Origin of the sequence: Bacillus sp. BD48 (assembly GCF_046566805.1) — a bacterium.
Classification (GTDB): domain Bacteria; phylum Bacillota; class Bacilli; order Bacillales; family Bacillaceae; genus Bacillus; species Bacillus safensis.
On sequence record NZ_JANGFM010000009.1, the window covers coordinates 1 to 16,443 of the forward strand.

At 38.1% G+C, this 16,443-nt stretch carries 15 protein-coding genes; 4 read left to right on the plus strand and 11 right to left on the minus strand.

Annotation, left to right across the window (positions count from 1 at the left end; translation table 11 throughout):
• The 10 genes from ACLGGR_RS18845 to ACLGGR_RS18890 form a co-directional block, all read right to left on the minus strand.
• Window positions 1-958: CD3337/EF1877 family mobilome membrane protein (locus ACLGGR_RS18845; protein WP_410973659.1), on the minus strand; the 958-nt coding region annotated here is incomplete at its 3' end.
• Entirely contained in the window at window positions 955-1,437 is a 483-nt protein-coding gene (locus tag ACLGGR_RS18850) for a hypothetical protein (protein ID WP_410973660.1), read from the minus strand. The genes ACLGGR_RS18845 and ACLGGR_RS18850, both read right to left, overlap by 4 nt.
• The gene (locus tag ACLGGR_RS18855; RefSeq protein ID WP_410973661.1) at window positions 1,437-4,049 is read right to left on the minus strand and encodes an ATP-binding protein; all 2,613 of its coding nucleotides are present in this window, start codon (window positions 4,047-4,049) and stop codon (window positions 1,437-1,439) included. Before ACLGGR_RS18855 ends, ACLGGR_RS18850 begins: the two co-directional genes overlap by 1 nt.
• Window positions 4,046-4,555, minus strand: coding sequence for a TcpE family conjugal transfer membrane protein (locus ACLGGR_RS18860; RefSeq protein ID WP_410973662.1), 510 nt, complete (start codon window positions 4,553-4,555; stop codon window positions 4,046-4,048). The genes ACLGGR_RS18855 and ACLGGR_RS18860 overlap by 4 nt, the downstream gene beginning before the upstream one ends.
• Entirely contained in the window at window positions 4,555-4,818 is a 264-nt protein-coding gene (locus ACLGGR_RS18865) for a hypothetical protein (protein WP_048003466.1), read from the minus strand. Before ACLGGR_RS18865 ends, ACLGGR_RS18860 begins: the two co-directional genes overlap by 1 nt.
• 14 nt (window positions 4,819-4,832) lie before the next feature.
• Entirely contained in the window at window positions 4,833-5,888 is a 1,056-nt protein-coding gene (locus tag ACLGGR_RS18870) for a conjugal transfer protein (RefSeq protein ID WP_216100586.1), read from the minus strand.
• 12 nt (window positions 5,889-5,900) lie between these two features.
• On the minus strand, window positions 5,901-6,137 hold the full coding sequence (locus tag ACLGGR_RS18875) for a hypothetical protein (protein WP_073412018.1): 237 nt from the start codon (window positions 6,135-6,137) through the stop codon (window positions 5,901-5,903).
• Between the two features lie 14 nt (window positions 6,138-6,151).
• Window positions 6,152-7,045 carry a replication-relaxation family protein gene (locus ACLGGR_RS18880; protein WP_410973663.1) on the minus strand — a complete coding sequence of 298 codons (894 nt, stop codon included), beginning with the start codon at window positions 7,043-7,045 and terminating at the stop codon, window positions 6,152-6,154.
• Window positions 7,042-9,780 (minus strand): helicase HerA domain-containing protein, encoded by a 2,739-nt coding sequence (locus ACLGGR_RS18885; protein WP_410973664.1) that lies wholly within the window; start codon window positions 9,778-9,780, stop codon window positions 7,042-7,044. Before ACLGGR_RS18885 ends, ACLGGR_RS18880 begins: the two co-directional genes overlap by 4 nt.
• A gap of 501 nt (window positions 9,781-10,281) precedes the next feature.
• Entirely contained in the window at window positions 10,282-12,360 is a 2,079-nt protein-coding gene (locus ACLGGR_RS18890; protein ID WP_410973665.1) for a hypothetical protein, read from the minus strand.
• A gap of 716 nt (window positions 12,361-13,076) precedes the next feature.
• On the opposite strand from ACLGGR_RS18890, the gene ACLGGR_RS18895 reads away from it, so the two are divergent.
• Together ACLGGR_RS18895 and ACLGGR_RS18900 are read left to right on the plus strand one after the other, a co-directional pair.
• Window positions 13,077-14,297, plus strand: a complete 1,221-nt coding sequence (locus tag ACLGGR_RS18895) for a hypothetical protein (RefSeq protein ID WP_410973666.1) — start codon at window positions 13,077-13,079, stop codon at window positions 14,295-14,297.
• 9 nt (window positions 14,298-14,306) lie between these two features.
• Complete coding sequence (locus ACLGGR_RS18900; RefSeq protein WP_410973667.1) at window positions 14,307-14,714, plus strand: hypothetical protein; 408 nt, start codon at window positions 14,307-14,309, stop codon at window positions 14,712-14,714.
• Window positions 14,715-14,724: 10 nt separating this feature from the next.
• Here the strand turns inward: ACLGGR_RS18900 and ACLGGR_RS18905 are convergent, their stop codons facing one another.
• On the minus strand, window positions 14,725-15,267 hold the full coding sequence (locus ACLGGR_RS18905; protein ID WP_410973668.1) for a hypothetical protein: 543 nt from the start codon (window positions 15,265-15,267) through the stop codon (window positions 14,725-14,727).
• 347 nt (window positions 15,268-15,614) lie between these two features.
• Here ACLGGR_RS18905 and ACLGGR_RS18910 point away from each other — a divergent pair, with 347 nt between their 5' ends.
• Entirely contained in the window at window positions 15,615-16,022 is a 408-nt protein-coding gene (locus ACLGGR_RS18910; RefSeq protein ID WP_410973669.1) for a hypothetical protein, read from the plus strand.
• 102 nt (window positions 16,023-16,124) lie between these two features.
• The gene (locus tag ACLGGR_RS18915; RefSeq protein WP_410973670.1) at window positions 16,125-16,394 is read left to right on the plus strand and encodes an AbrB/MazE/SpoVT family DNA-binding domain-containing protein; all 270 of its coding nucleotides are present in this window, start codon (window positions 16,125-16,127) and stop codon (window positions 16,392-16,394) included.
• Window positions 16,395-16,443 lie beyond the last annotated feature (49 nt).

Sequence of the window (16,443 nt, forward strand, 5' to 3'; positions counted from 1 at the left end):
TAAAGACGGCTCTTTCTGGAACGCGTTCATAGGTCATCATTTTGTTATTGTTTTCACTAATTTCATTTTTTTCAATAAAATCTTGTCGATCCTGACCTTTTGGCATCTTTAACAACTTATTAACACGATCGACTCCAATTTTATCAATATCTTCTTCTGCATATTGCATAATGAGATATGGCTTAACAATAAACAAATCCCAAATGTTTTTAGACATATCTTCTCTCACAGCCTCTGGTGTTCTATGATCACCAGTTAAACTATTAGAAGCTCCTGTCAAAATAAGCTGACTAGCCGTAGTGGAAATATTGTTAATCCCTTTCATGAAAGAGCCATAATTTGTAAGGATCATTAGCGCCAAGCTCAACACAAAAACCGTCTGTACAATGGTTGATAAACCACTAATTATTGCACGCCTAAAAGTCATTTGAAAGACAGCGACCAATCCAGTAATCACCACAATAAAACCTATAAAACTACCGAAAATCCCATCAGAAGAAAAACCAGATCCCTCTATACCACTGATCCCCTGTACTAGCCTTTCAACTAAGTCTATCCACGCGTTGACAACATCGGTTTCAAAAGCAAAGTTTAAGAAAGCAAGCATGATATTAGTAAACATTTTGTTCCATTCGAAAGTTAAATTGACCATCAGATTAATGAACTCAAAAAACTGTGATGCAATTCCATCTTTTATAGCATCACCTGTCACCCAGCTTTTTGCTGAATCCACAAATTGCTGTACTGCATTTTTATCCTCTTCATCGCCTGTTTTCGCTGAAACATCTAAGTAATAAACGGCCTTTCTTCCATCCTCCATCTTTGAATAATCTTTCGGCACCAACGTTTCAGAAATATTTTTGTCTTCTTCCTTCTTACTGCTGCTTTCGGCGGAAATAGATGTCGGCAAAATAATCATAAGCACAGTCAGAAGCAATAAGAGTTTTTTTATTTTCATTTGCTATCATCCTTAAATTTGTGGACTGTTACTGGTTCTTCATCACCCATTCCAGCCTTCATCTCATCTGAATCAATGCCTCTGATCTTTGTACTTTTCCACTGTCCATCATCTTTCACCAAAAGAACGTTCATGTACTGCATTTCAGATAAATTGGGCTGATAGAACTTCAAGTAATAGTACAGCTTGCCATCTTCATATTTGTTTGAGTATCGTTTAATCTGGTAACGTTCCCCCATTTCATTTTTTGCCCCTGGATGAGCATGGTGACCTTTTTCTAATATATTTTGTGCTTCATCAACTAAGATTTGTTTAAACAAATCATCGTCACCCTCTACTTGCGCCACAATAAATTTGTAAGCTACTTCATCTGCTTTTTCAATGTCCTTTTGATTCTTACCACCTGCGGCTGATCCGCAGGCAGCAAGAGAAAATACACTAATCGCAAACAGCATGAATATAGCAATCTTCTTCATCATTAAACTCCCACCCCACTACTTTGTTTTTCTAATGACCTTGTTCTTTCGCGTTCTCTATCAGCCTCATCAGCTGTAGAACTATCAAACGCTTTAATAAAGTCCTGGAAGACTGTATTCACTTCAATTACTGCACATCGGCCATAAATATCTTGAAATAGCGCTTGACCACGTTTCAAATTTTTTAATGTCGATACGTTACTTGCCGTTATTGGCAAATTCAAAAACTGAAGCATCTTTTCAGCCTCTTCAGACTGATATAACTGGAAGCAGAACTTCATACCAATGTTGGCTGCATTATCATAGTCACTAGCATTCTGCGTTCCTTTGATTAAAGTCGTGTTATAGTAACGCCCTTTACGTTCGATAAAGTCTAATTGTTCCGCGCCTGTAACACTACGTTCAATCGTTTTAGCTTCATCCTGAACCACTATTTTATGGGTACCTTTTCGGTCCAGCTTAAACATGAATTGCTTGGTGAACGCTGTAATCGAAATAAGTATTGCTTCAGAAATTTTTTGAGGCGCGCGAATTTTTCCTGTCTGCCCTTTTTTAATATCCGGCAGCTGCAAATTTTGAACCATTAAAACTTGAATAGGCTTTCCAACATCTAGGGTTTTATAGTCCTGGTTGATCTTTCCGAAAAGCAGCGTAGCCAGCTTATTTTTCTGTAGAGACTGTAACGATGTTAATAACGTTTCTAATGCCCTGTGTCTCTCATCACTCATATATTCTGGACGATTCTCATATTGATCCTTCAGGTGATTAATGACCACTTCAATACATGGATCATGAAAATCCCCTGCAACTTCAATCGCATCACTCAACAATGAATATCTATCATCATCAAGCTGCACATTGGTTAAATACGTTAAAATATCGAGAGCTATATCTTTGGCATCACTAATGTTTTCGCTAGTCCGAAATGGATCAAGGCAGCCAGCATCTTCTTCTGACTCTCCAAGAGTCCAAACCGATATATATTCTTTAGGGATGAATGGCAGCCCTTCAGCCCATCCTGCCCTATCTCCTTTAGGGTCTGTGATCATAACATGCGATCCAGTCAAAGCCCCTAGTGTAGCCAGTAAATTCATTAAGACAGATTTACCTTTACCTGTCTCACCTGCGATCATCATTGACAATGAGTCAAAGACGTTTTGAATATTGTCATAGGCTTTCGCAGCCAAATCCGGCTGTATGAAGACCGGCTTTTTAAGTTTTTTGGTAAAACCTATTGGGAATCCCCTGCTGTCTCCTATATTGGTTGTCGCACCAAACATAGCAGAGGCAATAACACCAGCTGACACCGTTTGAAGATAATCGTTTGTATATCTTTTTGATCCAGGTATAAACTCCATAAAGTAAGAAATAGCTTCACCGTAAGGAATCTGCAATGTAATTCCCTTTTTACCGAGTTCAGTCCGAACCTTTTCTACTCTTTGTTTTAGCTCAATCTTATCCCCTGCTGTTACTCTTAACACAATTGAGATATCGTAAGCTGGCTCACCACTTTGTGCAAACATCGCTTGCATCTTAATGGCTCCTTGTTCTGAAGAAGCTGTTTTTTCATCAATATTTGCCCCAACTTCTCTCGCCGTTTTCCGTTGATCTTCAAACTCTAAAAGTGCGTTAGATAAATTCTTTTGAATTTCGTCATTTGATTTATAAAATGCTCTGATAGATGTTCCAACTGGAAACGGTAGGTCTGTTTGAATTCTGTAAAGCCATTCGGTGCCTGGATGTGAAACTACTGTATTCATGCGGCTAACAACAAGATACTGAACATATTGTTCTTTGATCTCGTTATCTACAAGTTTCCTTAACCTTAATGTTTTCGGATCATACTCTTCTACCTCAGCCGATTGTAGATCAAGGAAGAGCTTTCTATCTGGTCTAACGGCTTGATAAGTCCTTCCTGTATAATCAGTTCCTTCTACATCAACACCTATTTTAGTAGATGAACTGTATTCGCCTCCTGGAACTGAAAAACTATATTCAGTTAAGAAGAGCGCTTCAGATGTGCTAATTGGTCGTACAGGTGATGAAAAAGCATCTGATAGATCAGCAGCTATAGTAGCAGCCTGATCCTTAAATGCCTGAATTTCAGAATGCAATATATCATATCTTTCTAAGCCAACTGCTTTATAAACTGGTGAATTGATCCCCTTTAAAAATTGTTTAAAGGATGCAAGAAGCTTTGTTCCTTGGTTTCCATCAATATACACGTTTTTCTTAGGGTCAAGCTGAACACCGAAATAGCTTACATATTGGTTAGTATCACTTTGATAGACACTTTCTTTTATAGTTGCTCTAAGGGCATTCAGATACCGCAGCCCATGCTCTTTTAATTCATATTCTTTTCTTTTAACTTCTTCAATTGTCTGATCAATGATTTTAGTCACATCCATTTTGAATGGTATTGACAGCAAATGAAGATCATATTGATTTTTTGTAAGAAGAGCCATTTGATTCTTAAATGGCTTTTTCTTTTGTTCGTTATCCCTAAAATCATAACCATATCCTTCTACATGGAAGTACGCCCATACGGTGCCATCAGTGCCAAAAACCAAATTTTGCTCTATATGTTTTACAGGAAAATCAGCGAATTGCTTCATTTGGTTTCCTCCTTACTTGAATAAGAGACATAGCCTCTCATACTGATAATTTTTTGTTTCTCTTTCTCTTTCTTCTCCGATCCAATCGAAAGCAACGGATTAAAGCGATATGTTTTTGCCTTTTCTAATTCTTTTCCTCGATAATAGGTCACTGCTTTTGCCTTTCTGAAGTTATAAGAGACATATGATCGAAAATAAGAAACTGGCGCTCTCCCTTCCGTTCCAACAGCTGTCAACAAATAAGAAATGAGAGCAGGAATCATAAAGACAATAATTGGTGGCAGCCATCTAAGGACTAAATTAAGAACAGGGATGAAGTACCAAATGATAAAAACCACATTGAAAAACAACCAGTATAATATTGACTTGAACTTTATTGGCCGTCCCCAGTTTTTTTTAGCCAAACCGTATACTTTTCGGTCAAACTTTAAAAAATCATTCAAAACATATGATCTTATCCGTTCCAAAAAAATCACACCTTTCAAAAAAAAGGAGCTGAATATCATCAGCTCCCAATATCAATTAAATTTTGCACACTCTTTGCCAGTGATTCCATAATTTCTGGGCGTTCTACAAAAATCATTGCCACAGAGACACCTAATAAATACAAAACCATCATAATCCAAGCTCTCTTCCAAATAAATCCCAAAAGAACAATAGTTAAGACTACATAGATCAATATCTTTATTTGACCTTGAAACCACTCAAAACCACTAGAGATATCAAAAGGCCCTGCATTTAGAACCACCAGCGATATTAAATCATTCATTCTAAAAACCCCCGTTAATTAATCTTTGTTACAACGTAACGACTGCCTCGTTTTTCTAAAACCAGATCATAATCATTGGTAAATTGAGTTTTTGTTGCAGGCTCTTCAAATATCGCCTTAGCCTTTACCCGAAAACCTTTTCCCTTGTTCGAGAAAACATCTGCCGATGCTACTTTGACAAAATTCATTGAGCCATTCAATCCATTTTTTACATCTTTATCTTCTAAAACATATGACAGTTTGTTCATTGGATCAGTAGCGTAACTGCTGAAGAATGTGGCTAGAAAATCATTAATTTCCTTTTGTGTTTTACTATCTCCAACAGACTGCAATTTTTCTTTGTTTGTATCCTGAATTTGATTTGTCTGATCAATTTGCTCATAACGCGGCAATTCATATACAGCATATTGGTGATTCTTATAATAAACAGGAACAACAAAATATTTCGACAAACCTTTTTCATCTGTTTTTGTCTGCTTTTCCTTCACTTTCTTTTTCTTTTTTCCGACCTTTTTAATTACTTCTTCTTCCCACTTTTTCGTCACAGTGCTATTCACTTTTAAAGTAATAGCAGCCTTATCCTTAGATACTTCTTCTACTCTATAAACCTCTGCACTATTAAAACGCGAACTATAACTAGCAGAGTCTAAGTCCAAACCAGCTTGCTGATCTAATCCCTTAACTAAAAAAGGCTTTAACCGTTCTGCTCGTTTCCCTGCATCTTCCTCTTCTTTAGACCATGTGAAGTATTGTTTAGAAAAATTTTCAGCAAATTGCACTGCTTCAGGTTTCGTCGCTTGGTTTTGTTCAACTGCTGCAATACTGGCACTACTTTTCTTAGAAGAACCATTGACAGCTAAAATCATCATGAACATAACAATCATGCTTACAAAAACAAACCAAAAAGCTATAACTCCAAATTTTCTTGCAAGTATTCCTGGCGGTCTATGAGCCTTTTCCGCCTTTACTTTTCCTTCTGAAGAACGCAAGCTATTAAACCAATGTTTTAAAGCCGCGATCTTTTTCTTTCGTTGTTCCTTCCTCTCTTCTTTCGAGATTTTCGGTTTCACTTTAACCCTCCTTTATCGTCTAGCTGGCATTCCTACAGTAGCCCCGCCAATCAACACCACTATTAAAAATAGTGTAGGAGCAAGACCTATCTTGGCAACGGACGTGTGATATAAGCCGATCACAACACTCTTTGCTTCTTCCCATATAGGAACAGTCTCAGGAAAAAATGCGAATATTAATTTCCCGATCACAAGCAGCAGCAAGATACCAATGACTAGGGAGAATAATTTCCTTAATATAAAAAACATGGGATCGCCCCTTTTTACATCTTCTTTTTATTCTCAGGATCACTTAGATAACGGTAGATTGATCCGTATGGCTCTTCTAGCACTTCATCAAAGCTAGTAACCATTACGGATACTTCAGCACCTTTTTCTTCTCCCCTAAGATCCCGCAGCGTTTTTTTAGTCTTAGATTCATTAGCACCGATGAACAGAACTTTAAAATGCTGCACCGGATATTCAAAACCCACTTTTCGATCATATTTTGTTAACAGTTCATTTTTTCTTACGAAAAACTCATTATACTGTTCCATTTTTCTAAGGTTTTTTTCACGAGTGGAATAACTTCTTTCCATCTCGATCATCAAGCCCAAACACTGCTCAGAACCTTTCTTACCTATAACAATAATTCCATCCGGTCTAAGCTTCCTTACCTTTTTCTCACCTTTGTCTGTGTATTCATAGAAAGCTCTTGCCTCAGTTACCCATTCTTTAAATTCGAGACCTGCTTCTTCAGCTTTTTTCTCAAAAGCTTTTACAACCTCCGCAATCAACAGCTGGTGTTGATAAAAGGGAGCTAGTTGTCTGGTCCATCTATTATTCCAATGTGTAATGCCCTTCAGTTCGTATACCATATCAACCCCAAATTTAGTTAGGGTGAAAATCTTACTTGGTTTCCTGTCTGAACTACTAGCAGGTGCATTAAAAGCCTTGATGTAACCAGCGTCTTCCATCTGTCTCAAACGCCTATAGAATGTATTCATACTCCCTAGATGGCTGTATATATGTTCTCTAATAAAATCCCTATGCAAATATATAAATGAGTGAAGATTTATCAAAAGTTCTCTATCTTCTTCTGTCAAATGAACATAATTCATGTTTTGCCCCTTATCTCTTACTTGTGGTGGTGTAGGAGCAACATTCCTTCTGATCATTCCATAAAACTCCATTCAGCTTCTTTTTGATCAGAACCCTCTTTTTTATTTTTTGATTCATCAAGTGAAGGTTCATCTGCTTCAACAAACTGAAAATCATTTGTCGAACTGATAGATTGAGAGGCATCACTTTGAACTTCTTCAGCATCAAGGTCGCTAACAATTTCCTCTTCAACAGGGGTGCCGTTTAGATAGTTAGATATTGCTTGATCTATTTCTTTTGTAGATAGCCCGTTTTTGCTTTCTAATTCAGCTGCTTTAGATAACGTCCATGCAGTTGATTCACGCAATTGTTCAGAATCATCAAAAGGGGCTACAGTTCCATCAGGTTTATATCTATCTAGTGGCGGCACATCTACAACAGCATTTACAGATTGTTCAATCCCGTTGAAGTAATCTCTGGTTTTAATAGCGCATCTTAGAGTAGGTAAGTTCCTCAAAAATGCCTCAGACAGCGTATAAACGTCTTTATCGTTAATCGTGACCTTAAATGCTTCAGCTGCCACTTTCGCCCCTGGCGGGCCTTGTTCGCACACAAACATGTTCCCCGCAATATTTACTAATGCTTTTTGAAGAGGAACTGGCAAGCTATCAAGCTCTTGTGTACTGATACCTAAGATCAAACCTTTTTTACGCATTTCTTTGATAATCTCAGGTAAGATGGTAGCCGGCACACGCTGCGCCTCATCTATACAAAATTGATGCATTAAAGACTTAGGCGGACGCGTATCTGCTATACGGTAATACAAATACGTTAAATAGCTGCCAATCAATCCCGTTTCCTCTTCGCTCATACCAGAGAAATTGTAAAATATGATATGACCTTCATCCATCCACTTTCGGATCGGTAACCCGAAAGAACTTTGTCCGAACAATCTTCGCAAGAAATCGTTAGAGTAGAATATATCAAGACGATTTAAAATCGCATGTTTTGATGTATCTATCATGTCCGGCGCTTCGTCTTCCCAAAATGAAATAATATCTTGGTTTTTAGGATCACGTTCTAATCTAGCCAAAACAGCCCTTCTAAACTTCGTGTCTAGCAATAAAGGCCGTATACCTAGAATCGTGTGATTCTGCCCCTTATCAGCCACTAACGTGGCAATACAGCGTTTCAACATACGTTCAGCCTGCGGAGCAACGGCAAATTCACTTTCTCGAATCACTCGCATGATCTGATCGACCACGAAAGCATCCGATTCCCCTTCCATCTGATAAAGCAAATTCATCCCTAAAGGGTTATTTGAATTTTTGAAGTTAATCCAGTGAACCTTATCCCAATTGATCTCTTTACCTTCTTTTTCAGCCTTCAGTAAATAGTTTAGTATTATCTCAGCAGTTTCAAGGGCTGGATCAATAAAGCTGAAGCCAGACGCTTCTTTCTCATTCATGAATTTGTCTGCAAAAGACTTGAAAATGTGATTCAACAGTGTTGACTTACCTGAACCTGTTTTACCAGTCAGCCCCCAATGTTTTGTAAGAACATCCGGCATAATTTTCACTTCCCGATTATTGATAATCGGGTGAACCATCGTGCCAAATGAAATACCTAATGGATTCGATAACACATTATAAGGCAGCGACTGTAGCCCTCTTGATAAGTGAGGAATATCCTTGCTCATTTTCTCAATAAGTCCACTTCCATTGAAATGCGGTAAATGAAATAAATTAGCAAGCTCTGATCCAGTCCATACCATCTGATACGGCATCTTTTGCGGAAAGTACGTGACTGATCTGCGCCACCGTCTATACCTAATTTCATTTACATCAGCCATGACCGCAGCCAAAGCATTACCAACATTTTTCAAGGTAGAGACACCATTTTGGTGATCTGCTGCAATAGAGACAAGAACATCAAAAGCCACTTCATTACCTGAAAAACGCGAAAAATAAGATCGGATTTCTTCACTTTCAAATGCGTTTCGATCCTTTGCCTTCTTCTGCCGAATTTCTTCTTCTGCTTTCAAAATGCTTCTGCGAAGTTTCCATCCGTCGTTAGGTGAAAACGTTACCTGCATCCAAGTATCCGGCTTCATGGAATTAAAAACTCCTGGTAACTGATCATACTTATAAGAGGCTAAAGACAAGTTAGCTTCTAACTTCTTGCGTTTAATCTTCATTCTGCCCCCAACAGCTTTCTCAGAAGGAAAAACAATGTCCTCTGCTGGATAAAACTCGGATCGAGAATACAGGGAAGATAAATGAGTCTTTAGAGCATCAATTTTCCCTTGATCAGCACCTAAATAAAAAACATATTGATTCCCTTTACTTGAATGCCTTCTCATATGAACAACGAAGCTAAACCATTCTTTGCCGAAAACCAATCTTTCCAAAGGTTTTCTTTTCGATCCATGAAATCTTCTAATCATTTCCCCTAAAGAATCTGGCTTTATTCCATCATCAGCGTGAGGAATAATTTGCAAATACGTGAATCTTCTCTTGTTCCAAAAGTGAACAAAAATCGCTCTTGAAACAATCAATAAAACGAAAATAAAACCAATCCAAAACAGGAAACCTCCCACCTCAGAAATGGTATCTAAAATCATTTTTTCACGTTTCGCAGTCAACCATAAATCCTTTTGCCAATATCCAATAACTAGAAGAACAGCCAGAAAAATCGGCAGAGTTAATTTCCAATTTTCCAGAGCTTTACCGACAGCTTCTTCTAATTTTTCATCAGCTTTTGTTCGCTCATTTCTCAAAAATATCACCTCGTTATCTTGATAAAAATCCAAGATAACTGAGACACTTTTTTGACAGAAATACAGACAAGATAAATCTAAGGTGAGACCGTACTTTGGCAGGTGAGTTTCTATAGCCATGCTTAGGAGCTTTAGCGACTTTGCATGGCTGGTTTTTTGTTGTCAAAGAGCAGAATTCAGAGTCCAGAAAACCGATCCGACATGCCGCCCTCAAATGGGGTTGTAGTTCTAAGAATCTTCGCGTCTTGAATTAACATTATGTAAATGTTAATCAGACGGAAGAGCATAGAACAAGTTACATGAATATTATCCCATGGAAAACCCTTATAAAACAAGGGAAAAAAGCCCTATTTAGTGTGGAAATATCAAGTTTAGTAAGAAACCTAATACTTTACATGATATTTCCACGTGATTACACATGATATTTCCACGAAGAAGTCATAAATAATGTACAATGGTTAATGACTAAAACACTGTGGTGGTGTAGGTCATGCAACATGTGCCAGCTGTTAAAAATACAGCTGGTATTTTTGTTTATTTCAAAGCTGATAAACCGAATTTTTCAAACCATTTTCTGCGTGAATTTTGTATCTCACGCTTACGAATTTCAGCCTCTAAATCAAATAAAAACAACTCGATATTTTCACGATCTGGAATCCATTTTAGAAAAGATTCATCAGAAAGTTCCTCCCACAATTTGAACAATCTGATAAGCGGAGCAGATTCCATATATTGTCTTAAATTTTCCAGTTCATCTTGTCTGAAAGCAGCCAATTTTTTACGCACGACACCGTAGAAATACTTCAAGAAACGGTCAGAATCACCACACCAATCATTAGCAATAGGAGTACCAAAATAATCAAAAGCAGCTGCCGCAGAAGTGCAGGCTAGAGACACATAATCACTGTGTCCAGCAATCGCACTAGGACGGATACCCAAGGAAGAGAAAGCCAGACGCACGCGCCCCCAAGCTGCGAAGATGAAACGGCCATCAGAGAAACCTCGGTTAGAGAAGGCTGAGATAAAGAGAGCCGGGACACAGGAAGGGACAGCAGAAAAGGCAGAAGTCGTAGAGGCTAAAGCCTCGGAAAGACTACCAGGAAGAGCCTGCCCACCCGCGCCCTTACCAGTGTTATTAGAGAGTAGGACATTTATTTTGTCGTCATGGGATTCCTGGGCGATTGCTGCTGGTTGCTTATGATCCTCTGTTGAGACCTCATCAGAGCCATTTTGTTGCCCCTTAGAGTCGTTTGAATACTTCTCATGGGGTTTTGTAGGGTTGTCCTGTTTTGAAGGCAATGTAATTAACGTGAAGCCTCCACGTCCCTTTTTTGTTTCCATGATTAATAAGCCCTCTTCAAGCATATTTTTAAGGACTTTACAGAAGGTGCTGAATGGTATTTGAAGCTCTTTTGCAATGGATCGCTGTGAACCAATTAACGCTTCATGAACCTTTAAATATTCAATGATATCTTGCTTATACTCATAATAGTGGCTTCTCACACGCTCAGAGCGCGGTTTAGCCATTCTGCTATTCCAATAAATCTTTTCAGGATACTCTTTTCCTGTTAGATACTCCGCAGCTTCTTTGATAAAGCTGTAGCTCACATAACGATCTTCAGAGCGATAAACGGACCGAATTTTCGTTAATAATTTAGATTGGCTCATTCGCTTCACATTGTTAGCATTCCAGGAGAGCAGACGCACAGACGCTTCACGCTCAGTCATGCCAGACAGCTTATAAGCGCATGCTAAACTAAAAGACACTCTATCTCTCATGTCATCAAATCCACCGCGCTGCACGTCTCTAAAAGCTTCAGACTGCATAAGCGCACCATTGTATGTATTGAAGTTAACTGCCCCACTAAAGCGATCCCCACGTTCTGCAAACCTACGTTCACAATCAATGGCATACCAATCTGTAAGGCTATTAGAAGGCACGCTATATCCTTCATAAACAACATTTTGCTCATTTGGCGCTCTAAAGTAATGTTCAGCGCCTACAGCTGCTAAATCTCCCCCGATTGCCTGCGCGATCGCCTTCTGCATGCGCGTGTAAACGGCGGCCGCCTTTCGTGTCGCTCTGATCGGGTCCTGATAAACCCAAAATATATGGTAGCCTCCACTTGGGCTTTTTAAGATAGTTGTAGCTTCAGGTAATCCCGCATTAGAAATACGGCCAAGAACGTCCACAAGAGTAATCCCTTTGTTATCAACGTTTTCATTACCTTTCACATCAATTTCAATGCACATAGCGTTGATCCAACGCAAATTTGAGCGTAATTTCCGGTCATTTCTATAGAACGTGTTGTATGTAATATGAGTGATATGACCAGCTTCAATATGTTTTTTAAACGTTTTGTAAGTACGCACCGCAAACTCCTGGCTAAAGTCTCCTTCAGGAACCAGGAAGGCATAAGCGTAGTTTTTAGCATATTTGTGTTCATATTCTGCCTTCCTTGAAGCAGCTTTAGACTTTGGCGCTGCTGTCATCTGCGATTTAAAAATCCCTTCCAGCGGCAGCGGCATAGAAAGCAATTTTGCATATTTCAAGCTGTCTTCAGGAGCTTGCATGTCGTTTTTATATTGTTCTATCAATCTATCAGCAATCATGGCTTGCACCTCCGTTTCCGGCAACAAAAAAGAGCCGTTAGTAAGCGGATTTGCTCACCCAACGGCTCAAAATCTTGAAAGGTACAACCCTATTTATATGTCGATTTATCGGAAACCAAGGAAAAATTTGCAGATATTTTGAGTTCTAAATATCTTGCAACTTCACAAGGATACTGATATGATAAAGACATACAATTTGAGTATGTTCTTTCAAGCTCGTTGGTTTGGAGACCTGGGGAGCTTGAATCCGAAAAGTCAGTGTTGGTAGCACTGGCTTTTTTCCTGTTCTATTTTATTTTTAGAAAATTCTGAAATGTTCGATATACTTAAAATCTCTTAAAATTTGATCTGTTACAACCGATAATACTAGATTTGGTCTAATCCGTCCACCCTACTCAGGATGAGAGAAAAACGTCCTATAAACAAAAATGATATCTTTTTTAATACTTATTTGATATCATTTTAACATAAAACCTCTTTCCGTCCAACAGTTTAAACAAAAAAGATATCAATTTTGCATCTAAAATGATATCTTTTTTGTTTATCTTCATTGCTCTTTATTCCCACATGATTTATAATGATTAAAATGATATCAATTAACAGTTTAAAATGATATCAATTTTGTTTTAGTGATTTTTTGAATTTTTTTCTTAACACTTCTTTAAAACCTGAAGTGAAGACCATTAAAAATCCAATAATGTTAAAAGGTGGTTATTATGAGTAAACAAAGCACAACCGAAACACGTAACATTGAACTGGCAGCAGATATCGGAAACTCAAAAATCAAAATGATTTTTGATAGAGACGCAAAAAACATTCTTCGTGAAGATAGTGTAATGCGTGAAATCAGCAGTGCTCCAGCAGTTGATGAAACAGATGTAAACAAACTGGTTCAGAATCTATTTGATGAATTGCTAGTGCATATCACAAGTCCAGCAATCGAATACCCAAGTCTATTCACAATTGGTAAACGCGCGCTTACAAGCACAGGCGGTCTTATAACAAACATGAACATTAAAATGGGAGACAAAGATGAACAAGACCTTCCTATAGTAAACCTTCTTTCATATATTGCGGCAAAAGGGGTCAAGGATCATTACAATGAGCAAAGGGAAATCCCTTCAGCCCTTACGATTGATTGTGCTCTTACAACAGCTATTCCGGCTTCCCAATATTCAGCAGACAAAGCAAGAAAAATGGAGGAACGTTTCTCAAAACACAATCACATTGTCGTTGTTTACGTTGGCAATCTGCGATCTACTGTGCAGATTACCTTTAACCGACATATAAAAGTTACAAGGGAAGGCGTACCGGCTCTATATGCAATACTAGAAGGGCCAGCTGAATACTTTAAAAATTATAACGAACTGTATAAGACAAACATCACCAGTGGAACCGTATTTGCAGATAAAAAGATGCTGCATACTGATATTGGGGATGGCACAACAGAATCCGTCTATACTGAAGGTATGAAACCTATCTCAGACGCTTGTACAGGGGAAGACCTAGGAGTTGGACACGCCACAGAAGAGGCTATCCGTTCACTGAATAAAAAGTATGGCGGGAAGTTCAAACTAAAAAGACAACAACTCATGGCAATCATTCAAGACGAATCAGACAAATACCATGACGATGCGGTAAAAGCATTGGAAATGGCAAAGCGTGGTCAATCAAGAGAGATTCTACACATGATCCAAAATAACTTCCAAGAAAACACAGGTATGCAAGCCTCTATCCTGCCTGTTTATGGCGGTGGCAGCATCATCTTCAAAGATACCTTATACGAACCATTGAAAAAATTTGCTGAAAAATTTAAACTGCAAGTTCTTTGGATTCCTGAAGAGTATGCTGCTGATCTAAACGCTTTAGGACTTAACATCTTGAATACAAAAGTGTTCTTAAAAGATGAAAATAAAGTGCAAACTGCATCTAAATAGGAGAAGACCATGAAAAGACCTCCAAACAAAGACCGTAAATCCTTCTTGTTTCGTTTTGATGATGAAGAAAAAGAGCGTATCAATGAATGGATGAATCATCAAAAAAATATAAATGCTTCGCTATCTATCATTGTTAATGCATTTATAGATCGATTTGGCGTAGAGACAGACATTGATACTCATGAAGTCAGAAAGAAAATCACACTAGACAATGAACGCATTCTAAAAAGTGAATTGCCTGAGCTTAGTACATCTGCATCCAGTGATTTAATGCAAATGTTAAACGCGGCACTAAATAATCAAACAGGCACCACAGTTCATGAAGAAAAGCCTAAACCACAGCAGCAGGATCAAGATGACCCTAATGATACGTCAGATAGCTTAAAGTACGGTGACGATCTAAAAAACCTCTTCTGAAAACAAAACATTAGAAAAAGAGCCTCTTCCAGAGAGGCTTTTTTTCTTTGGTTGCTGCTACTTCATTTTGCCCCTTCTCCTGCTCTATTTGTTGTTGCTTTTCATCCATCAGCTGCCGAAACTGCTTCATTTTTATTTTATCCATCATTTCTATATGGTTCGATAACTTTTGATCCATTGCCTGGATCATCATTTCATTACTGGCTGCCACACCCTCTTGAACAGCACTACTAATCAGCTGCCTCAACTCATCTACTGAAAGTTGAATTTTTGCACCACTGGTGCTTGTGCCGATTGTATGATTTTCAGGATCAAGGTGTAGGATGTTATAAATTGCTAATTCCAATGATTCCTGTCCATCTTCTAAACGTTGTTTAATTTGCTTCAGCAATTCTTGATCCTTCTCAAAAAACATCCTGGCATCTTTATGTCGTTCAAAACTGTATCCTGCTTTCTCCATAGCACCACACCATCTTCTTAATGAAGAAGTTGATATGTCCAATTCTTTCGCAACAGCCTGAGCATACAGAAACGTTCTATCATTCTCTTCCACATTATCACCTCAATAACAATTACTTGATCGTTAGAAAAACACCTTTAATAACCGTAAGACAAAATTAGACACCGTTCAGACGCTTGCATGCTTGCATTTACGAACTAACATACACGAATCTATAAGATAATTGCGTCAGAATCGCCCTCTACAACACACTAAAAAATTCCATCCCACCCTGAATCTAAAGCTTTCCTTTTCTATCCGTTCAGACGCGCAAACACATACCGATCAAGCGCCTAGTCGCCTCTTCAGATGCAAGTTATAGACATATCAAGACATGAATGTTTTACTTTAGTTATACATACAAAGAATGTCAGAAATCCAAAAGAAAGGAGCTTTAATATATGAGTAGATCACTAAAGAAAACATTACAATTAGCTGAAACTAACGCTAGAGAAATTAGTGCTGATCTTGAAAGTCAATATCCTTTAAAGAGCGACATGTGGAAACTATATGCAAAACACCTCGCAAGAGGCTTATCGAGATTTACAGATGAAGATTTTGAAAGCGAGAGGCTTAATGAACGCTTAAAAGATTTAATATCAGCATTCTTTATTTCATGTAGAGATAACAGACTCAACAGCATCGGGGAAATTGACCATATGTCCTGGATGGAAAACGAAGTAACGATGATTGACCTCATGGATCAATACAATATCCTTAGAAAGTACGACAATTCTTATGTATACTTGCGTAACGGGCAATTCACTAGGATTAATGATCATGAAGCAGATAAAACAGTTATACGTTGATACACCTGCACATGCAGACGCTTAGTGTGTAGACGTTCAGACGCACAAACGTATGACGCGTAAGCGGCGTGCAACTTGTATTTTGAAAGGAGATATATACGCATGAAAAATACTGGCGTAGTACGAAAAGTAGATCAGCTTGGAAGAGTTGTGCTTCCTAAAGAATTAAGAGATAACTTAAACATTCACGAGTCAGAACCTATGGAGATTTTCGTTGACCAAGAAAATATTATTTTGCAGAAATTTAAGAAGGCTGAAGCGTGCTTAATTACTGGTGAAATATCAGATCAAAACATGAAACTATCCAATGGTATTATATTAAGTCCAGAAGGAGTACGTATTCTATTGGAGGAATTAGCACAAAAACAGTAACGATCATTCGTGAAATCATATCTCTTATATAGACGGCCACAATAATTCA